This window comes from Pediococcus damnosus, assembly GCF_001437255.1.
In the GTDB taxonomy this organism is placed as follows: Bacteria; Bacillota; Bacilli; order Lactobacillales; family Lactobacillaceae; genus Pediococcus; species Pediococcus damnosus.
This window is the reverse complement of sequence record NZ_JQBD01000005.1, coordinates 35,834-53,412: the sequence shown is the minus strand read 5'-3', so window position 1 is coordinate 53,412 and position 17,579 is coordinate 35,834. Positions and strand designations below refer to the sequence as shown.

The window sequence follows — 17,579 nt, the reverse complement described above, 5'->3', positions numbered from 1 at the left end:
ACCATCTAGGAAAACCTTACACTAACTTCTTCTATTATATGTTGGGAATTGAGGACCGGTTTTGCACCGGCTGCAATTAATTCATTACAGCCAACGGAAAGAATATCGTCAATTCTCCCGGGAATTGCAATGACATTCCGATTATTCTGGAGGGCTAAATTTGCCGTAATCAAGCTACCACTATGTTGTTTGGCCTGAACCACACAGAGGGTTTCGCAAAGACCAGCAATGATTCGATTTCGTTCAACAAAATGATAGCGTTGAGGTCCAGCATCTAAAGGATATTCACTTAAAATCAATTGATGAATGGCCATATATTTCTGCAATGCTTCATTTTGTTTGGGATAATAGCGATTTAAACCAGTGCCGATTACACCAATTGTATACCCTCCGCGACGTAACGTTGATTTGTGCGCCATTGTATCAATACCAGCGGCTAGTCCACTAATAACGGCGATGTTTTGAGTAACGACGGTCGGCATTAAAGCGGTTAGACTTGATTCGCCGTATTGATTTGCCAGTCGTGCTCCGACCATACCTAATAAGGGTAAACGTAAAAACGCCAATTCTCCCTCGTAAAAAAGAATAATTGGCGGCAAATAACTTTCTTTTAATTGAATCGGATACTCAGGGTCACAAATAGCAAGAATTTTTGTTTGGTGCCAATGCCGAGTGACATTTATTCGCAGCTTTTCCGAACTGAAATCTGCTAGAAACTGCTTTCGATTTTGAGTACTCACAAATTTGATCAATTGATCTGGTTTTAAGACACAGGTTTGTTCCTTAGGATAATTGTGTTGCCACCATTTCCAGAATTTGGTTTCTCCATGACAACCAATCCCCTTACACAAGTGTAATTTTAATAGAAATTCTTTTATTTGCATATTTTTCACCTCAAAGGAAGATACGCAAATAAATTAAATTTATACGTACCGATTAACTGGTGCAAAAGATAATCGATGAATGGGTGTAACGCCTAGAGTTTTTAATCCTTGTAAGTGTTTAGCAGTTCCATAACCGACATTCTGGCTAAAATCATAGCCTGGATAAAGTTGGTCGTATAAGGTCATTAAATGGTCACGATATACTTTTGCTACAATACTAGCTGCTGCAATACTAGCACTTTTGGAATCACCCTTAAACATGCGTTGTTTCGGAATATTTACCGGAATGTCAACCGCATCAACTAACAATTGTTGAGGATGGACTACTAAATGAAGAACCGCATACTTCATAGCTTGTCGGGTTGCTTGTAAAATATTGAGTTGGTCGATTGTTGTCGGACCAGCCATTCCGATGGAAACAGAAATTGCTTGTTCAAGGATTAAAGGATACAACTTTTCCCGTGTTTGTTTTGATAATTGTTTTGAATCATTGACCTCAATTAAATTAAAATTATGAGGCAAAATAACGGCTGCAGTTACCACTGGACCTGCTAAACAACCTCTGCCAACCTCATCAATTCCGGCCACTAAATTGAATCCCTTTTGCCAGGCTGCTCTTTCCAAGGTTAGTCGGTGTTGAAACTGATCAACTAAGATTTGATGATTTAATAACCTTTTTTTATTTTGACTCAACAGATGCTGAACACCTGAGCGAGGGTCTGCCTGATATTGTTTGAAAATGGGATCTGTTGTTTCAGTGACGTTGGCCAATTGTAACTGAATTTCTTTAATTGTTGCCCTTTTTCCCATCATTGAATTCCTCTACTTGATCTAATGTGAAGCGCCCCAGTTTGCCTTTTCGCGCGTCTAACATAATTCGATTACTTGCGCGATCATAATCATCACCCATTCCTAAGAACTTTGTGATTTTTAACAGTAGGTCAGCGGTAGAAATTTTGAGATCGGCATCGCTGAGTTTATATCGATCCCTTAACATTGGCCAGTATGATTTCTTGAAGATTTCGAGCCCCATTAAGGCGACATCATCACTTGCAAATAAGCTTTCTTTAATCGCACCAGTAAACGCCAATCGCTGCCCTACCATTTGATCCTCAAATTTGGGCCATAAAATTCCAGGCGTATCTAGCAGTGCCAAGCCATTTTTAGATTTCAACCACTGCTGATTTTTTGTAACCCCTGGGCGGTCGGCCGTTTTAGCAATTTTTTTATTAACTAGGTGGTTTAACAGCGTTGATTTTCCAACGTTGGGAATTCCCACACAAACTGCTCGAATGGTTTGATGCTGTAAGCCGCGATCGGTTTGATTTTTTAAACGAGTAGCAAGAATTTCTGAAGATTGTTTTTGCACATCTCGTTCGATTGTTCTTGCCCGTGAATCTACAGCAATCGCGGGCTGACCCTGACTTTGATAAAATTCCAGCCATTGTTTAGTGACAATGGGATCGGCCAAATCACTTTTAGTTAAAATTAATAGATGTGGTTTTTGCTGAATAACATCTTTAATCATGGGGTTCCTAGAAGATTCGGGGATGCGTGCATCGACCAGTTCAAACACAATATCTACTAAATGTAGCTTTTCTTGAATTTCACGAATTGCTTTGGCCATGTGACCTGGATACCATTGTATGGTTGCCATATTGTGTAACTCCTCTCATAGCAAAGGCTTAAAATCCCTTGTTTTATGAATTTTCTTAATGATACCACTTTGATGCTATGTGTCGCGAATGGTACTTGTCATTGCCTAATCGGCAGCATCATTAGAATGTTTCCTGCACTTGAATCAAAAAATTTACTTTCTAAACTTTTCCACCTATTTTTCAGGCATTATCGCTTTTAAATGAAGAACAAATATCGAAAAAGCTTGAATAATGTAATAAAGAACCTAAAAAACGTAGCGGCCGGGAAACACCAATTTATAGATGAGTACGACTTAAGTCTATGAGTATAAAAGAGCACCTAAAGTAGCAACTATTCGCTAACCTTAGGCGATTTTGAATATATAAATTGGAAATCTGGTTTTAATAACTATCCAAAACGATCACATTTTTAATTTAAAACGTTGATCCTAATTGATCAGCTTTAGCAAATGCAGCTTGTTGAAGCTTAGGCGTATTTTCTGGTTCGTTATCCATACCTTCCACAAACAAAGATTGATAATCAGTCACACCCATGATAGCAAGATTCATTTTCAGGTATGCATTACCCATGTTCATTTGACGCAGATCAGGGTGGCCCGGTTCATTGGCATAAAAACCACCTGCTGATTGTAGATGCAAGGCCTTCTTGCCATGTAATAGTCCCTCAGGTGTTCCATCTGATAAATAATGGAAAGTGATCGGTACTTGCATGAGAACATCTATATAGGACTTCATTTCTGCTGGTATAAAGTAGTTAAACATAGGATTAACAAAGACATACTTATCACTGGTAACGAATTCATCGAGCCAAGCTTGACGACCAGTAGCAAAAGTTTTTTCCTCGGCAGTTAATGGTTGTTTTGAACGTGATTTTTGATAAATTGATAGGGCAACTTCGTTAAATGGAAACCCAACTTGTGAAGATAGATCTTTTTGAATGATCGTATCGGCTGGATTTGCCTGCCGGTATGCGGTTAAGAAATGTTTAGCTAAAGTTAAACTGTTGGAAAATTGTTTGGTTTTTGGATGTGCTGTAATAACTAGAACTTTGCTCATAATTATTGACCTTTCTTGAAATCCTTTTTTGACAATTGCACGTAATACTTACTAAAGTACCAGCGCTTTTTGTATGTGGATTAGTAGGCCAGTTTAATGTTCTGTGCGGCACCGATAGTCATATCTTGCATCCCTGCGGCTTGATGCCAATGCTCGGTAGATTACCAAAATCAGTCGTTGTGCTACCAGGATCGACTGAATTGATCGTAATTTCAGTTTGTCGCGTGCATGATCACATACATCGTCTAAAACACGTTGTCCTTTTATAAAACCAATGTTTTTATGGGCTCTGTCGATTAAAGTAACTACTAGCCTTAGTGTTGTCATCAGGTTTGCCCCCCTAGTTCCACAGTTAAACCAAGTATGGTTTTTATCTAACTATTTTTCAAGATCCCAAATTATTATATAACGTATTTTCAGCCGCTACCTATTTAGTGGTTCAATAAATATTATTAATCGTATCACCAATTTGTGCGATACTTGTGGCACTGAAAACTGGTTAGATGAAAGCTTTAAATCTTTACTATCAGGTTTTATAGTTAACAATCCTTCATTTTATAGTTGTATTTTATATGTGTCAATTATTAATAAGGAGACGTCGTTTTCAAAAAAATCCCAAAAAAGAGAATCAATTAGCAACAATTGATTCTCAACGGTGTTTATTCCATATTTGTAGCAATCTAAATTAACAACCTTCAGTAAGTTTGTTTTGACCAGTTATTCAAGGCACAAACTATGATTTTACCAATCATAATCCGTTTGGTCGTGTAGTCCACGCCCAGTTGCCTTATCAAGCATAATTCGCTGTTCAAAGTGAGCTACGTTACGTTTTGTTTCCTTAACCATATCAGGATTAACCGAAACGTAATCAATACCGCTTTGAATCAAGAAGTTTGTAAATTCTGGATACTCGGAAGGTGTCTGACCACAGATTGACACCGTCTTACCATCTTTGTGAGCGGTGACAATTAGGTGCCGAATTGCGCGTTTAACGGCAAGGTTGCGTTCATCAAAGAGATTAGCTACCTTATCATTGTTGCGATCACATCCTAAAAGCAGCATTGTTAAGTCATTTGATCCAATTGAATAACCATCAATGAATTGATTAAACTGATCGGCCAGAATGATGTTTGACGGAATTTCTGCCATCATATAAATTTTAAAATCTGCATTACGGGTCAAGCCCTCATTACGCATAATGTCCGTTACTTTTTGCGCTTCCTCGACTGTTCGTACAAACGGAATCATCACATTCAAATTCTTCAAACCAAATTCATTTCGTACTTTTTTAACCGCCGCTAGTTCTAGCTTGAAAGCGCCAATATACTTAGGATCATAGTAGCGAGAAGCCCCTCGCCAACCGAGTAAATCTGCGGATTCGTGTGGTTCATACTTTTCGCCACCCTTTAGCTTTCGATACTCACTCGACTTAAAGTCCGAAAGTCGTAGGACAACTGGCCGGGGTGCCATTGCTCGTACAACCTTGGCAATCCCATCTGCAAGCATGTTAACCACTTTTTCTGGATGGCCTTGGTCAATTAAATAGAGGGGGTGTTCATGAATATATGATGTCCAAAGAAATTCCTCACGCATTAGGCCAATCCCGTCTGCTGGTAGTGAGGCATACTTATCGGCTAATTCAGGATCACCGAGATTCATCATGACACCAGTTGCTGTTGGTGCAAAGGTTTCAGCTGCCACAACTTGGCCGGCCGCAGAAGTTGTCTGATTGGTCTTTTTGAGCAGGCCTGCCACTTTGCCCTGATAAACGACCCCGTTTTTAGCGTCAACGGTTACGACATCACCAGTTTTAAGTGCATCCGTGGCAGCCATATTCTTACTCTCAGTTCCAACAATACAAGGAATCTGCATTTCGCGAGAAACAATCGCCGCGTGGCAAGTCATCCCGCCGTTATTAGTGATAATTGCTGCTGCCTTTTTCATAGCAGGAACCCAATCTGGCGAGGTCATGAGCGTTACTAAAACTTCCCCTTGTTTGAATTTGTCAATATCTGACGGGTCATCGATAACATGAACCACGCCACTTGCTAAACCAGGACTAGCTGGCAAGCCACGAACGATAATCTTTGCATCCGCCTCGTCAACCACATTCTTATCGGCGACGGCATCACCTGTGGCATTATTCTTTTCTTTTTTACGTTGTGACCACACTGTTTCCGGTCGTGCTTGGACAATCCATAGCCGATTTGTATTTGCGTCCAAAGCGTATTCCATGTCCATGTACCCACCGTAATGGCGTTCAATTTCTTTAGCATAACCAGCCAATTCAATTACCTGGCTATCAGTCAGTGCAGGTTGCTCTTGTAACTTCGCAGGGACTGCTTGTTCTTTGGTTCCACCATTAGGAACCCGGACCAATTCTACGGACTGTTTAATAATATTTTTTTCGACGATCTTCATTGATTGTTTGTCGATTACAAAGTGGTCCGGAGTTACCTTACCCAAAACAATGTACTCGCCTAACCCAAATATGGCATCAATTACGATCTTAGATGCGTCCCCGTTTGCAACGTTAACAGAAAACATGATGCCTGATGCTTTTGAAGAAATCATCATCTGAACGGCTGCCGAAAGAGCTACTTTTTCATGTGGAAAATGTTGCTTATGTCGGTAATATGTTGCCCGATCTGTAAAAAGTGAAGAATAACATTGTTGAACCCGATTAACAACATCTGCGGCACCTTTAATATTCAAGTACGATTCTTGTTGGCCAGCAAATGAGGCGTTTGGCAAATCCTCAGCAGTTGCAGAAGAGCGAACAGCAACAAAGGGATCATCTTGGTCCATTTGTTTGGCCAATTCAGCGTAAGCCGTTTTGATATCCTGTGCTAAATCGTTTGGCATGGTAGCTGAAACGATCAGATTACGAATTTGTTCACAAATTGAATGCAATTCATCTGAATCCTCATAGTCCTTGATACTCTCAAGCAAGGTGTTGACTTTATCGTTTAGGCCCGTTTGGTGCATAAAGTATCGATATGCGCGTGCGGTCGTTGCAAAACCATAGGGTACTGGCACATCCATCTCAGAAGTCATTTCTCCTAAAGACGAAGATTTTCCACCTACTAAGTTGACATCTTCACGGTGCAATTCCTTAAACCATAAAACATTTGCTGTATCGCGACTACTCATGATATTACCTCCTTGTAATAATCAATCACTTGAATTTTTTTCCTCATCAACAAACAAATCGTTTTTTTGAAAGCGATTACATTAACCGACCTAAGTATAGTTCACATTTGCACAAAGTGGAAGCAATAGCACTGGTCTTTCGCGGATTAGATGCTTATTTTAGTTGAGATTAACGGATAATTTTTGATCCAGTTATGGACACTTTAATTCTAAGAAAAAGTTTTTAAAATTTATTTACAAATGGTACTAAACTTATTTTATGATTAAGTCTGATTTCAATATAAAAAGCCCTCATAGGCAGAAGGCTTTTTATCTGTATCCGATATTTCTATGTGTATCATAAATGAACTTTTTTATTTCTTATTCAAAACATTTTCTGCCTTTTTCAAAGCATTATCATTCTTAGCAATTTGTGATTGAATTTTAGTTTCAATGTTCAAAATAGTTTTTGAATCAGCTGTACCAGTAACGGTGAGCTTGTTTTTTTGTTGGTAAGCTTCAACCGCCGTTTGAGTTGTTTTACCAAAGTAGCCATTTGTTTTACCTTCGAAATAGCCTAAGGCCTTTAATTCCTTCTGTAAAGTTTTGACTTGAGTTGAAACGTCCTCAATTTTGTAGGTTTTATCAGTATTTATTAATTGTAAGTAAGCATATTTTGGATAGTCGGCTTTATAAGTGGGTGTAAGTCCCTTCTTATTAATCCAACTACCATTTGGAGTTAGCCATTTAGCAATTGTTATTTTCATTTCGCTTTTATCCTTAAAATCACTAACCGTTTGGACAGTACCTTTACCATAAGATTGAGTACCAATTAGTGGCGCATTTGCAGATTGATGTAATGCACCGGCAAAGATTTCAGCAGCACTTGCGCTCCCACCATTCATTAATACAGCCACTGGTTTAGTAACTTTATAGCCACCATCATATTTTTTGCCAGCTTTGTAAACTTGTTGTTGTCCAGTTTTAGCTTGGACACGCATGATAACTTTTCCGTTCTTAAGGAACATTGAAGACATTTTTAATGCTTGATCCATTAAACCACCTGGGTTATCACGGACATCTAAAACATATGATTTGACGCCCTTTTTATCTAAGTTTTTTAAGGCCGTTTTTAACTCTGATGCCGTTCGTTCTGAAACTGATGTAATTTGGATATAACCAATTTTTTTGTTAATTACGCGGGAATTCACGGTGTTAACAGGTATCTTCTCACGCGTTAAAGTTTGCTTGAAATCTTTATTATTTCGCTTGAGTGTCAATGTTACTTTGGTACCAATTTTTCCACGCATTAAACTAACGGCTTCAGTCACGGACTTCCCAGCAATCGATTTGTCATTAACGGCGATAATCAGATCTCCGGGTTGTAATCCTGCTTTTTTTGCCGGGGTTCCCTTTATTGGTGAAATAATTTTAATGTATTGTCCAGATTTTTGAACCTCAGCTCCGATTCCCGAAAAACTAGATGAAATCTGATTATTTAGGCTGGTCGCATCTGTTTTATCTAGATATTCAGAAAAAGGATCATTAAGGGAAGAAATCATTCCTTTGATTGCACCGTTAGTTACCTTTTGTGCACTAACTGGTTTGTAGTAATTGTCCTCAATGGTTGAGTAAACGGCTTGAATTTTTTGCATTGATGCCGTTGTCGACTGTGCCTGAGAAATAACGGCTCGTGTTTGTACATATGCCACACCATAGGCAAGTCCACCACCCACTAACAGAGCAATAATAATAGACCAAATTAAGGTTGTCCGTTTAACTGTTTTTGGTTGCTTCTTATCCATTTTCAATCTCCTTAGTGCGCGTTTGAATCTAAATATTTCTGCCAGGTTTCATCAAAAATAGTCATTGAAGACAAATAATTACCGTTTAGTTCCAGATATTTGGAAAGTTCGTCAAAATTTGTCGACTGTTTTGGAAAGGCCTGATCATAAAAGGCGTTATTAGCAAATTCCGAGATTGGATCGTAACTTTCCGGATTGCGTTGCGTCATTAAAAACTGATAAAACGTTTTACTTACACTCATAATTAACCCTCTAGTTTGATTGTTTTGGAATATTAATTAAAAAAATAAATTTATCGTTTTTAATATCTAGTTTTTTGGCCTTGAAATAAACACCATTAGCTGTTTTTATGTTCTGTAAATTTAATGTAATAACCTTATCCTTGATGGAAATCCATTTGGGAAGGTTGTAATTGGAATTAATGTAATCCAGAACTAATTTTGGAGAAATGCTCAATGCCCCGACGGCAAGATGTTTTGCAGTTAAAACAATGTTGCCAGATGATTGTACTTTGGGTGTGAACGATAATGCATAATTTACATTACTTCCAAGTACTTTGACTTTGCCAATTAAAAGGACCTGTTTGTTAACTTTTAGCTGGTAAGAGAAGTCCTTGTTCGATTGGTATGGTTTTAAATAAGCTGCCATCAAGGCATTTAGTTGTTCTTTATTAAGCTTTACATCAACTGAGCTTGCCTTTGTCGTCGTGATTTGACTTTGTGTGTCTGGAACGGGTGTGTTGGCAATCCGCATCCTAAAGAAGATGCCAAAAGCGATGACGATGGCAAGTAAAGCAATAAAAGCCCATTTCCATAAATTGAGTCCTTTTTTCTTAGGTAATTCTGTTCTATTTTTCATATTTGTCATTCCTCATAAAGCCATTGATCATGCGTGTGCAAACTACGCAATAAAAGACGAGTCATTTGATCGTAACCAGTTGGATTGGGGTGAAAATGATCACTACTAGAAATATAAATATTTTTTTCTTTAGTATTTTCTAGATTCTTTTCAACTTTACTGATTTGCATATCATCAATCGATTTTGCAGTAGAACTTTGTTTGAGCTCGCTAAGTGATTTAGCACTTTGGTATTGGCCTCGCGAAAGTAATTTATTAACCGAAATGAAGTAAGCTGATTTAGTTTGTGAAACTGCCGCTTGAGTTGTCTCATCAAAGTTAGTGATAGCTTTGTTGATTTGGGTGATATTTGGAAAATACACGAAAAATGGATTGTAGATTCCAACGACATAAATAGGAGCATTTGAATTATATTTGCGAACCTGTTTTAACAAGTCTTGAACGTGTGTAGCATACTTGATGTTTAGTTTTTCTAATGAAAGTGTAAATTCACCTGAAGAAGCAGTTGAATATTTTTGAAGGGCTTGAAAAAGATCATTTCCACCGACTGTTATGGTGATCGCGTCAGAATTCTTAATAGATTTTTGTAACTTTGAATCTTGTTTGACCCGTTTTAAGATTTGATCACTACGTTCGCCAGAAACACCATAATTGGCAACCTTAGTTTTGACGTTATAGTTACTTTTGATTTTCTTTTGAAGACGTTTTGTATAACCACCTTCATTTTTACTGTCCCCGACTCCTTGAGTGAGAGAATCCCCAAGAGCAGTAATACGGATGTGTTTCTTTTTTGTTTTTGTGGCTTTATGAACAATGTGAGTTGTTTTTGAGGATTGGTCAGGCGTTGAATGGGTCGGAAAATAGTAATTTAACCCGAGAACAACTAAAGCAATAATAACAACAAACACAATTAGCATAATCACCCAATCAGTAATTTTTTTCATTAAATTCTTTTTTAGACTCCTAACTAAGGTTCTTTAGATATAAACGCGGGGCAAAAGGTAGGCTTATCACCACTACCAATTGTCCCGCTAAGTTTGGTAACTTTTTAATCACCAGTATAGTACATTAAAGCAAATGCCCCGGGGCCACCATGTGTCGCAATAATTGGAACTGTTTCGCGTACCAGGATTTTAATGTCTGGAAACATTTCTTGAATTTTTTCCTTAATTGGCAAAACAGTTTGGAGAGCACCTACATGAGAAATCCCAATTGCTTTAATATTTGAAGTTTTAGCCATTTTTTTATAAACTTCATCGAAAAATTTATTAATGGTTTTCATGCCACGACCCTTGGCAACCACTTTAAGTTCACCTTGAGTTACCTGTAGAACAATTCTAATATTTAAAAAACCACTAATCATCCCGGTCATGTGGCTGATGCGGCCACCCTTAACTAAATTATCAAGTGTCATGACACCCATATACAATTTTGTATGATCACGAATATTAACGGCAGCTTTAAGAATCTCATCGCGAGATTTTCCAGCCTGGGCTAATTTGGCAGCCTCAATAACTTGAAAAGCCAAAGCTCGATCAGTTGTCTGACTGTCTACTACAGTAACATCTGTCTTGGAAAGCTGGGCAGCTTGTTCTGCCGCGTGAACTGTTCCACTGATGGCCTCAAGCATATCAAAACAAATAACTTGGCTACCATCTTCTCCAAGTTTATCAAAGGTTTCGACAAACTTACCAATTGGTGGTTGGCTGGTTTTGGGGAGCGCCTTTGAATGTTGCATTTTATTTAAAAACTCTTCATTTGAGATTGTTTCACGTTCGACATAAATTGTATCGTCAATCATGACCGTTAAAGGTACGATGGTGATGTTATAATCTTGAACTTCCTGATCGGTTACTCCACAAGAAGAATCGGTCACAATTTTCACTTTTGCCATTAAAAATCACACTTTCTACACAGATATATATTTATCAATTGATTATAACAGAGTACTCTCATATTTTCATTAGTCGTTGGATACCCTTGCGGTATTTTTTCGTTCATAAACTTCAAAACGGTGTGGAATTGGTTTTTTCTTAGGACCACTTCCAGTTAGTGTCTCAACTAAACGCCATTTGGAATAATCAATGGCAATCATTTTTGTATCACCTGCAAAGCAATCGTCAATTCGAGTTCGATATAATTTTTCTGCATAGGGATAAAGCTGTCGGTAAATCTCTTTACCACCAATGATAAATATTAATCGCGAGTCAGAACTAAAGTCTGCCAAGAATTTTTCTACAGAATGATACACTTTGAGATTATCCGTCTCTTTTAAACTGGTTTGGCGGGTTAAAACAATGTTTAGTCGATTAGGCAAAGGTTTTGCACCGAAAGACTCAAAAGTTTTTCGTCCCATCACAACCGGATGATTAGTTGTAAGTTGTTTAAAATAACTTGTATCGTCTGGAATGTGCCAAGGTAGTTGATTATGAGAACCGATGACACCGTTTTTGGATTCAGCCCAAATAAAAGCTAGCATTGTTTATCAACTCCATGTTTAAACGGCCACTGGGGCCTTAATTGCTGGATAAGGGTTGTACCCTTCCAGATGAATATCTTTTACATCGTAATCGAAAATGCTTTTGGCCTGACTATCAATAATTAATTTTGGCGCAGGTCTTGGTGATCGTGACAGTTGAGTTTTGACTTGTTCAACATGGTTAGCATAGATATGGGCATCACCAAGTGTATGAATAAACTCACCAGGTTCTAAACCAGTTTCTTTAGCAATTAGGCAAGTTAATAAAGCATAACTAGCAATATTAAATGGAACTCCGAGGAAAATATCCCCACTACGTTGATACAGCTGACAACTAAGTTTGCCATCAACAACATAAAATTGAAACATTGTGTGACAAGGTGGCAAAGCCATTGATGGAATATCCTCAGGGTTCCACGCCGAAACAATCATCCGCCGAGAATCAGGATTAGTTTTAATTGTGTGAATCACTTCACTAATTTGATCGATTGTTCCGCCAGTGGAGGTTTTCCAAGCACGCCATTGGCTACCGTATACATTACCTAAATCACCAAACTCTTTAGCGAATGTATCATCGTTTAGGATTTTGTCATCAAAAATCTTCTTTTGTTCATGATACTGATCGGCAAAGCTTTGATCTTTTAAAGAACGACGGCCAAAGTCGGTCATATCAGGACCTGTGTATTGATTACTTTCAATCCATTTTTTAAACGCCCATTCGTCCCAAATATGGTTATGGTGTTCCAATAAATAACGAATATTGGTATCCCCATGTAAAAACCACATAAGTTCACTTTTAATTAGGCCAAAAGGAACGCGTTTAGTTGTTAATATTGGGAATCCCTCTGCCAAATTAAAACGCATTTGATAACCAAAAATACTATAGGTACCTGTTCCTGTTCGATCATCTTTGTAGTTACCATTTTCCAAAACGTACTTTTCTAAATTTAGATAGGCTTGTTCTAACATTGTGATTTCTCCTTGGATTTAATCCGTTGTGTATTGGCTCAGATATTCCCAGCGGGTCATTTTCTTATCAATTTGAGCATCCAGATCATCAATTTCTTTTTGAAGATCGGCTAATTTACCATAATCGTCTGCAGTAGCATTCATTTGTGATTGACAATCCTTTTTTTGATTCTCTAATTTATCAATATCTGCTTCAATTGTTTGCCATTCCAGCTGCTCCGCATAGGTTAACTTAGTTTTTTCTTTTTGGTCATCAGTTGAATTTTTCGATGAAGTAGGTTCAGGAGGTTGAACCTGCTTTTCAGATACCTGTTGGGTTTCATTAATTTGATGAAGATAATTTGTAAAACGTCCAGAAAAATGAGCTATTTTGTCATGGCCCTCAAATATTAATAAATGGTCTGCCACTTTATCTAAGAAATAACGATCATGAGAAACCGTAATAACTGTGCCTTGAAAATTAGCTAAATAATCTTCTAAAACGGTAAGTGTCCCAATATCAAGATCGTTTGTAGGCTCATCAAGTAACAAAACATTTGGCTGCTGCATTAAAATTTTTAATAAATACAGACGGCGTTTTTCACCGCCAGAAAGTTTTCGAATTAATGTTCCATGCATTGCGCGGGGGAAAAGAAATTGTTCCAACAAGTTCGTCACACTAATCCGTTCGCCATTTGCATTTAACACCCCCGCCCCAACTTCGCTAAGATAATTAATTATGCGTTTATCTTCAGGAATTGGTTCAATCTTTTGTGTATAATAGCCTAACTTAACAGTTTCTCCAATATCAATTGTGCCAGAATCTAGTGGGATGCGCCCGGCAATGACGTTAAGTAATGTCGATTTTCCAGTCCCGTTATTTCCAGTAATTCCGACACGTTCGTCTGCTTGGATAAGATCAGTAAATTTATCCAAAATTAGGTGTGAGCCTAACCGAAGTGAAGCATCTTTCAAGGAAATTACTTTCTTGCCTAATCGCTGCTGACCTAGTTGAACTGCAATGTTATCGGTGTTTTTAGCAGGTGCATTTACAGAATCACTTAAAGTATCAAACCGGTTAATCCGTGCCTGTTGCTTGGTACCCCTTCCCTGAGGTCCCCGCCGCATCCACGCAAGCTCTTGTTTATAGAGTTGGTGTTGTTTTTGTGATTGGGATGCTGCTTGTTCTTCTTGAACAGCTTTTTCGGCTACATAAGCTTGGTAATTACCGGGATACTGGTATAACTTACCAAATGAAAGCTCCCAAATTTGATTGGCTACTTGATCAAGGAAATACCGATCATGGGTGACGATTAAAAGTGCACCCTTGTAAGCAGCTAAATATTTTTCTAACCAAGCAATAGAATCAAAATCAAGATGATTAGTAGGCTCGTCTAACATTAACAAATCTGGAGCCTGAATTAAGGTTTGGGCAAGATCTACTCGCTTTTGTTGACCCCCAGATAATGTACCAATTTTTTGACTAAGATCTGTAATGTGTAATTGAGTCAAAATTGTTTTAACATCACTTTCAGCAGTCCAAGCATCGTCTTGATTCATACGTTGCTCGGCCAATTCAAATTGGCGTTGATTATCAGCGCTCTCAGGATTTGCAGAATATTTTTCCAAAGTTTCTTCATAAAAACGAATTGTTTTGAAAACGGTCTGTGAGCCGGCAAATACAGCATCCATAATGGTCATGTTATCGTCCAATGTAGGTGTTTGTCTTAAATAACCAACCGTGTAATTCTTTGGTGTCTCAATTTCACCACTGTCTTGCGGATCAATATTTGCGAGCACATTTAAGAGACTCGTTTTTCCAGTCCCATTTGTTCCAATTAGCCCAATTCGATCATGGGCATTGATCAAGAAATTAATGTGATCAAATAGTGTTTTTGTGCCGTACGTTTCTGTTAAATTTTCAGCTTTTAAAGTTTGCATGCATAATCAGCTTTCTAAATTTGAAGAGGTATATTTTTTTGCTTTCAGGAGTAATTCTGATTGATTGTTTTTAAACTGACCAGTGAGAACCCCATCAAGCAGATAACTAATGATGCGGCCCATTTGTGGACCGGGTGTCGTGATGTTAGCCGTTAATAGGTCGTGGCCGTTCACGTTAAGCTCATGCGTAGATTTAATGGGTAGTTCGTTGTAACGAGCCAAAAGAGTTGAGGTATCAATTTTACTATTCATCGCAAGTAAAACATTTATTACACTCTGAAGTACCTTTTTGCCAGTCCGAAATAATAATTTTTCGGAGACACTGTTTTTGGAAATGGCATTTAATAACTGAATGCCACTTTCCACTTCAGCAATTAACTCGTTAGAGGTTTTCCAAGCACGTAAAAATGAACGACTTTGCTCACGAGAAAGTTCAAGTGTATGACAAATTAACAGCCAAACTTGAGTTTCTGTAGTTAAACGAAACTTTGGATTGAGATTTAGTAACTGGCTAAGCGGTTTTAATTTGCCCTCAAACTGTGGGCAATAAGCATAGAGCCCTGTTTCAAGAAAGTACTTTACACCTTTAGTAGTGGCCTGTCCCATCATCATTTTTTCGAATTCAACTAAAATTCTTTCTACGGCAATTTTTTTTAATAATGGTGCGTTATGCTTAATGGCTGCTTCTGTCTTCTCTTCAATAACGAAATCAAGCTTACTGGCAAAACGAACGGCCCGCATCATCCGTAGTGCATCTTCATGAAAGCGTTCTTCAGGGATGCCAACTGCTTTTAAAATATGATTTTGCAAATCTTGTAATCCAGAAAAAAGATCAACAACAGTTCCATCCTCTTTGAGAGCCAGAGCATTTACTGTAAAGTCTCGTCGTTTTAAATCTTCTTCCAAGGAACGAACGAACGTTACTTTGTCTGGTCTGCGAAAATCTTGGTAGCCACTTTCTGTTCTAAATGTGGTAACCTCATATTTTTGCTGATGATCAAGAACCATTACGGTACCGTGTTTAATTCCGGTATCAATCGTTTTTTTAAAGAGATCTTTAACTTCAGAAGGAAAAGCACTAGTGGCAATATCCACATCATGAATATGGTCTTTTAAAATTGTGTCGCGGACGCTGCCACCAACAAAATATGCTTCGTAACCCGCCCCTTCAATTGTTTGAAGAATGGGACGTGCAGTAATAAACTCTTGGGGTAATTTTTTAATTTGCATACACAACTCGCCAACCTAAACTTTTAATAATTTTAATTTTAAACTTACGCTTAATCTTAACAGAATATGGCCATTTTTAAAAATAGATGCGATTGGTTAGATCAACGAATATGTTATGATATTGAGGTAAAGCAGGTGAAAAATATGGTAAAAAAAGAGTCAATGCGGTTCAAAGATTTATTTATGATTTTTCTTGGTTGTTGTTTATATGGCCTTGGTTTAGCAGCAATTAATATTCCTAATCATTTGGCAGAAGGTGGTGCCACAGGAATTACACTGATTTTTCGGGCATTATTTCATATTGATCCCGCCTATTCAACCATTTTAATTAATATTCCGTTACTAGCAATTGGGTACCGTTTTTTAGGGAAACGAGCGCTGTACTACACCATTTTTGGGACATTGATGTTATCAATGTGGCTGTGGATCTGGCAACGGGTGCCGATCAATATTGATATTGGTCATGATATGTTTATTGCTGGAATTTTGGCCGGTTTAGCGGGTGGATTCGGAAGTGGCCTCGTCTACCGTTTTGGCGGAACAACCGGTGGAACTGATGTGATTGCGCGGATTATTGAACAAAAGCGTGGTATACCAATGGGACAAACCCTATTTGTTTTAGATGCGGTTGTTTTGACGATTTCTCTTTGCTATATCGATATTCGTCAAATGATGTATACATTGCTTGCAGCATTTGTTTTTTCAAAAATTGTGACGTTTACTCAGGTTGGTTCTTATGCAGAGCGTGGAATTCTAGTTATTAGTGATAATTATCAATTAATTGCAGATCAATTAATGGAAAGTTTGCAGCGTGGTGCCAGTTTTGTTCATGTTCAAGGAGCTTATTCAAAAGATGAAAAGAAAATGGTGTTTTGTGTTTTGTCGCCCAATGAGCTAAGCGAGGCCAAAAGAATTGTGAATCAACTAGATCCGCATGCTTTTATTTCGATCATTGATGTTCATGAAGTGATTGGCGAAGGATTTACTTATGATTCGCCAACTGGTAAGAAAGTTAGTTAGAAAGTAAAAAAATATACGAAATCTTTCAAAGCATTTGGGGGTGCCCCTCAATTTACTGAAAGATTTCGTATATTTTTTGTCAAAAGACTTTAACATCACTAAAAACAGTTGGTAAGTCATTAAAATTGTAAGTTGCAAGTTGCTTAATTTCAGACTGGCCATTAAAAAACGCTGTATAGCTTCTAGAAAGCATCAAGTTTAATTCTTGATCATGCTCGAATTGCACCATGATTACAGGAATATTTGCCTCAAAGGCTGCACCAATTTCAAAAATTGTGCCACTATCCGGTTGATTAATGCCATCTGTATCTTTTTTATAATCTAAAATAGCAACGACTGCATCAGCACGATGTACTTGGCGCATGTCACTTCCAAAAACACCAGTTTGCCACCGAAAGGAACCAAATTCTTCACTTTCCATTTGATGGTCCATTGGTATGAAAATTTCATCTGCATTCAGTGTTGGATTACTTGCTAAAAGCTTTTGAACTGTTTGAATATGTTCCTTTTGAGCGGGACTAAAAAAAGGTGCTGCTAGGTAAATTTGATTACTCATTTTTTGCTCCTA

At 37.9% G+C, this 17,579-nt stretch carries 16 protein-coding genes; 1 reads left to right on the top strand and 15 read right to left on the bottom strand.

Annotated features, from left to right (window positions below; genetic code table 11):
• Positions 1-5: 5 nt before the first annotated feature.
• The 14 genes from dprA to IV84_RS01290 form a co-directional block, all read right to left on the bottom strand.
• On the bottom strand, positions 6-884 hold the full coding sequence (gene dprA, locus IV84_RS01360) for a DNA-processing protein DprA (RefSeq protein WP_056986003.1): 879 nt from the start codon (positions 882-884) through the stop codon (positions 6-8).
• Between the two features lie 39 nt (positions 885-923).
• The gene (locus tag IV84_RS01355) at positions 924-1,694 is read right to left on the bottom strand and encodes a ribonuclease HII (protein WP_046871124.1); all 771 of its coding nucleotides are present in this window, start codon (positions 1,692-1,694) and stop codon (positions 924-926) included.
• A complete protein-coding gene (ylqF, locus tag IV84_RS01350) occupies positions 1,672-2,541 on the bottom strand; it encodes a ribosome biogenesis GTPase YlqF (protein WP_046871123.1) in 870 nt (289 codons plus the stop codon). The genes IV84_RS01355 and ylqF overlap by 23 nt, the downstream gene beginning before the upstream one ends.
• Before the next feature lie 415 nt (positions 2,542-2,956).
• The gene (locus IV84_RS01345) at positions 2,957-3,598 is read right to left on the bottom strand and encodes an FMN-dependent NADH-azoreductase (RefSeq protein WP_056986002.1); all 642 of its coding nucleotides are present in this window, start codon (positions 3,596-3,598) and stop codon (positions 2,957-2,959) included.
• A gap of 741 nt (positions 3,599-4,339) precedes the next feature.
• A complete protein-coding gene (ppsA, locus tag IV84_RS01335; RefSeq protein WP_046871120.1) occupies positions 4,340-6,751 on the bottom strand; it encodes a phosphoenolpyruvate synthase in 2,412 nt (803 codons plus the stop codon).
• Positions 6,752-7,104: 353 nt separating this feature from the next.
• Positions 7,105-8,535 (bottom strand): S41 family peptidase, encoded by a 1,431-nt coding sequence (locus IV84_RS01330; RefSeq protein ID WP_056986001.1) that lies wholly within the window; start codon positions 8,533-8,535, stop codon positions 7,105-7,107.
• Between the two features lie 11 nt (positions 8,536-8,546).
• Positions 8,547-8,777, bottom strand: a complete 231-nt coding sequence (locus IV84_RS01325; RefSeq protein ID WP_056986000.1) for a YozE family protein — start codon at positions 8,775-8,777, stop codon at positions 8,547-8,549.
• A 10-nt stretch (positions 8,778-8,787) separates the two neighbouring features.
• Complete coding sequence (locus IV84_RS01320; protein ID WP_046871117.1) at positions 8,788-9,393, bottom strand: YpmS family protein; 606 nt, start codon at positions 9,391-9,393, stop codon at positions 8,788-8,790.
• Positions 9,394-9,398: 5 nt separating this feature from the next.
• Entirely contained in the window at positions 9,399-10,337 is a 939-nt protein-coding gene (locus IV84_RS01315) for an SGNH/GDSL hydrolase family protein (protein WP_046871116.1), read from the bottom strand.
• 104 nt (positions 10,338-10,441) lie between these two features.
• On the bottom strand, positions 10,442-11,287 hold the full coding sequence (locus IV84_RS01310; RefSeq protein WP_056985999.1) for a DegV family protein: 846 nt from the start codon (positions 11,285-11,287) through the stop codon (positions 10,442-10,444).
• Between the two features lie 69 nt (positions 11,288-11,356).
• Positions 11,357-11,872, bottom strand: coding sequence for a dihydrofolate reductase (locus IV84_RS01305; protein WP_046871114.1), 516 nt, complete (start codon positions 11,870-11,872; stop codon positions 11,357-11,359).
• Between the two features lie 18 nt (positions 11,873-11,890).
• On the bottom strand, positions 11,891-12,841 hold the full coding sequence (locus IV84_RS01300; protein ID WP_046871113.1) for a thymidylate synthase: 951 nt from the start codon (positions 12,839-12,841) through the stop codon (positions 11,891-11,893).
• An 18-nt stretch (positions 12,842-12,859) separates the two neighbouring features.
• Positions 12,860-14,761, bottom strand: coding sequence for an ABC-F family ATP-binding cassette domain-containing protein (locus IV84_RS01295; protein ID WP_046871112.1), 1,902 nt, complete (start codon positions 14,759-14,761; stop codon positions 12,860-12,862).
• Between the two features lie 6 nt (positions 14,762-14,767).
• Positions 14,768-15,991, bottom strand: a complete 1,224-nt coding sequence (locus IV84_RS01290; RefSeq protein ID WP_046871111.1) for a CCA tRNA nucleotidyltransferase — start codon at positions 15,989-15,991, stop codon at positions 14,768-14,770.
• Between the two features lie 144 nt (positions 15,992-16,135).
• Here IV84_RS01290 and IV84_RS01285 point away from each other — a divergent pair, with 144 nt between their 5' ends.
• Positions 16,136-17,011 (top strand): YitT family protein, encoded by an 876-nt coding sequence (locus IV84_RS01285; RefSeq protein ID WP_046871138.1) that lies wholly within the window; start codon positions 16,136-16,138, stop codon positions 17,009-17,011.
• Between the two features lie 79 nt (positions 17,012-17,090).
• Here the strand turns inward: IV84_RS01285 and IV84_RS01280 are convergent, their stop codons facing one another.
• Entirely contained in the window at positions 17,091-17,567 is a 477-nt protein-coding gene (locus tag IV84_RS01280; protein ID WP_046871110.1) for a nucleoside 2-deoxyribosyltransferase, read from the bottom strand.
• Between the last annotated feature and the right edge of the window lie 12 nt (positions 17,568-17,579).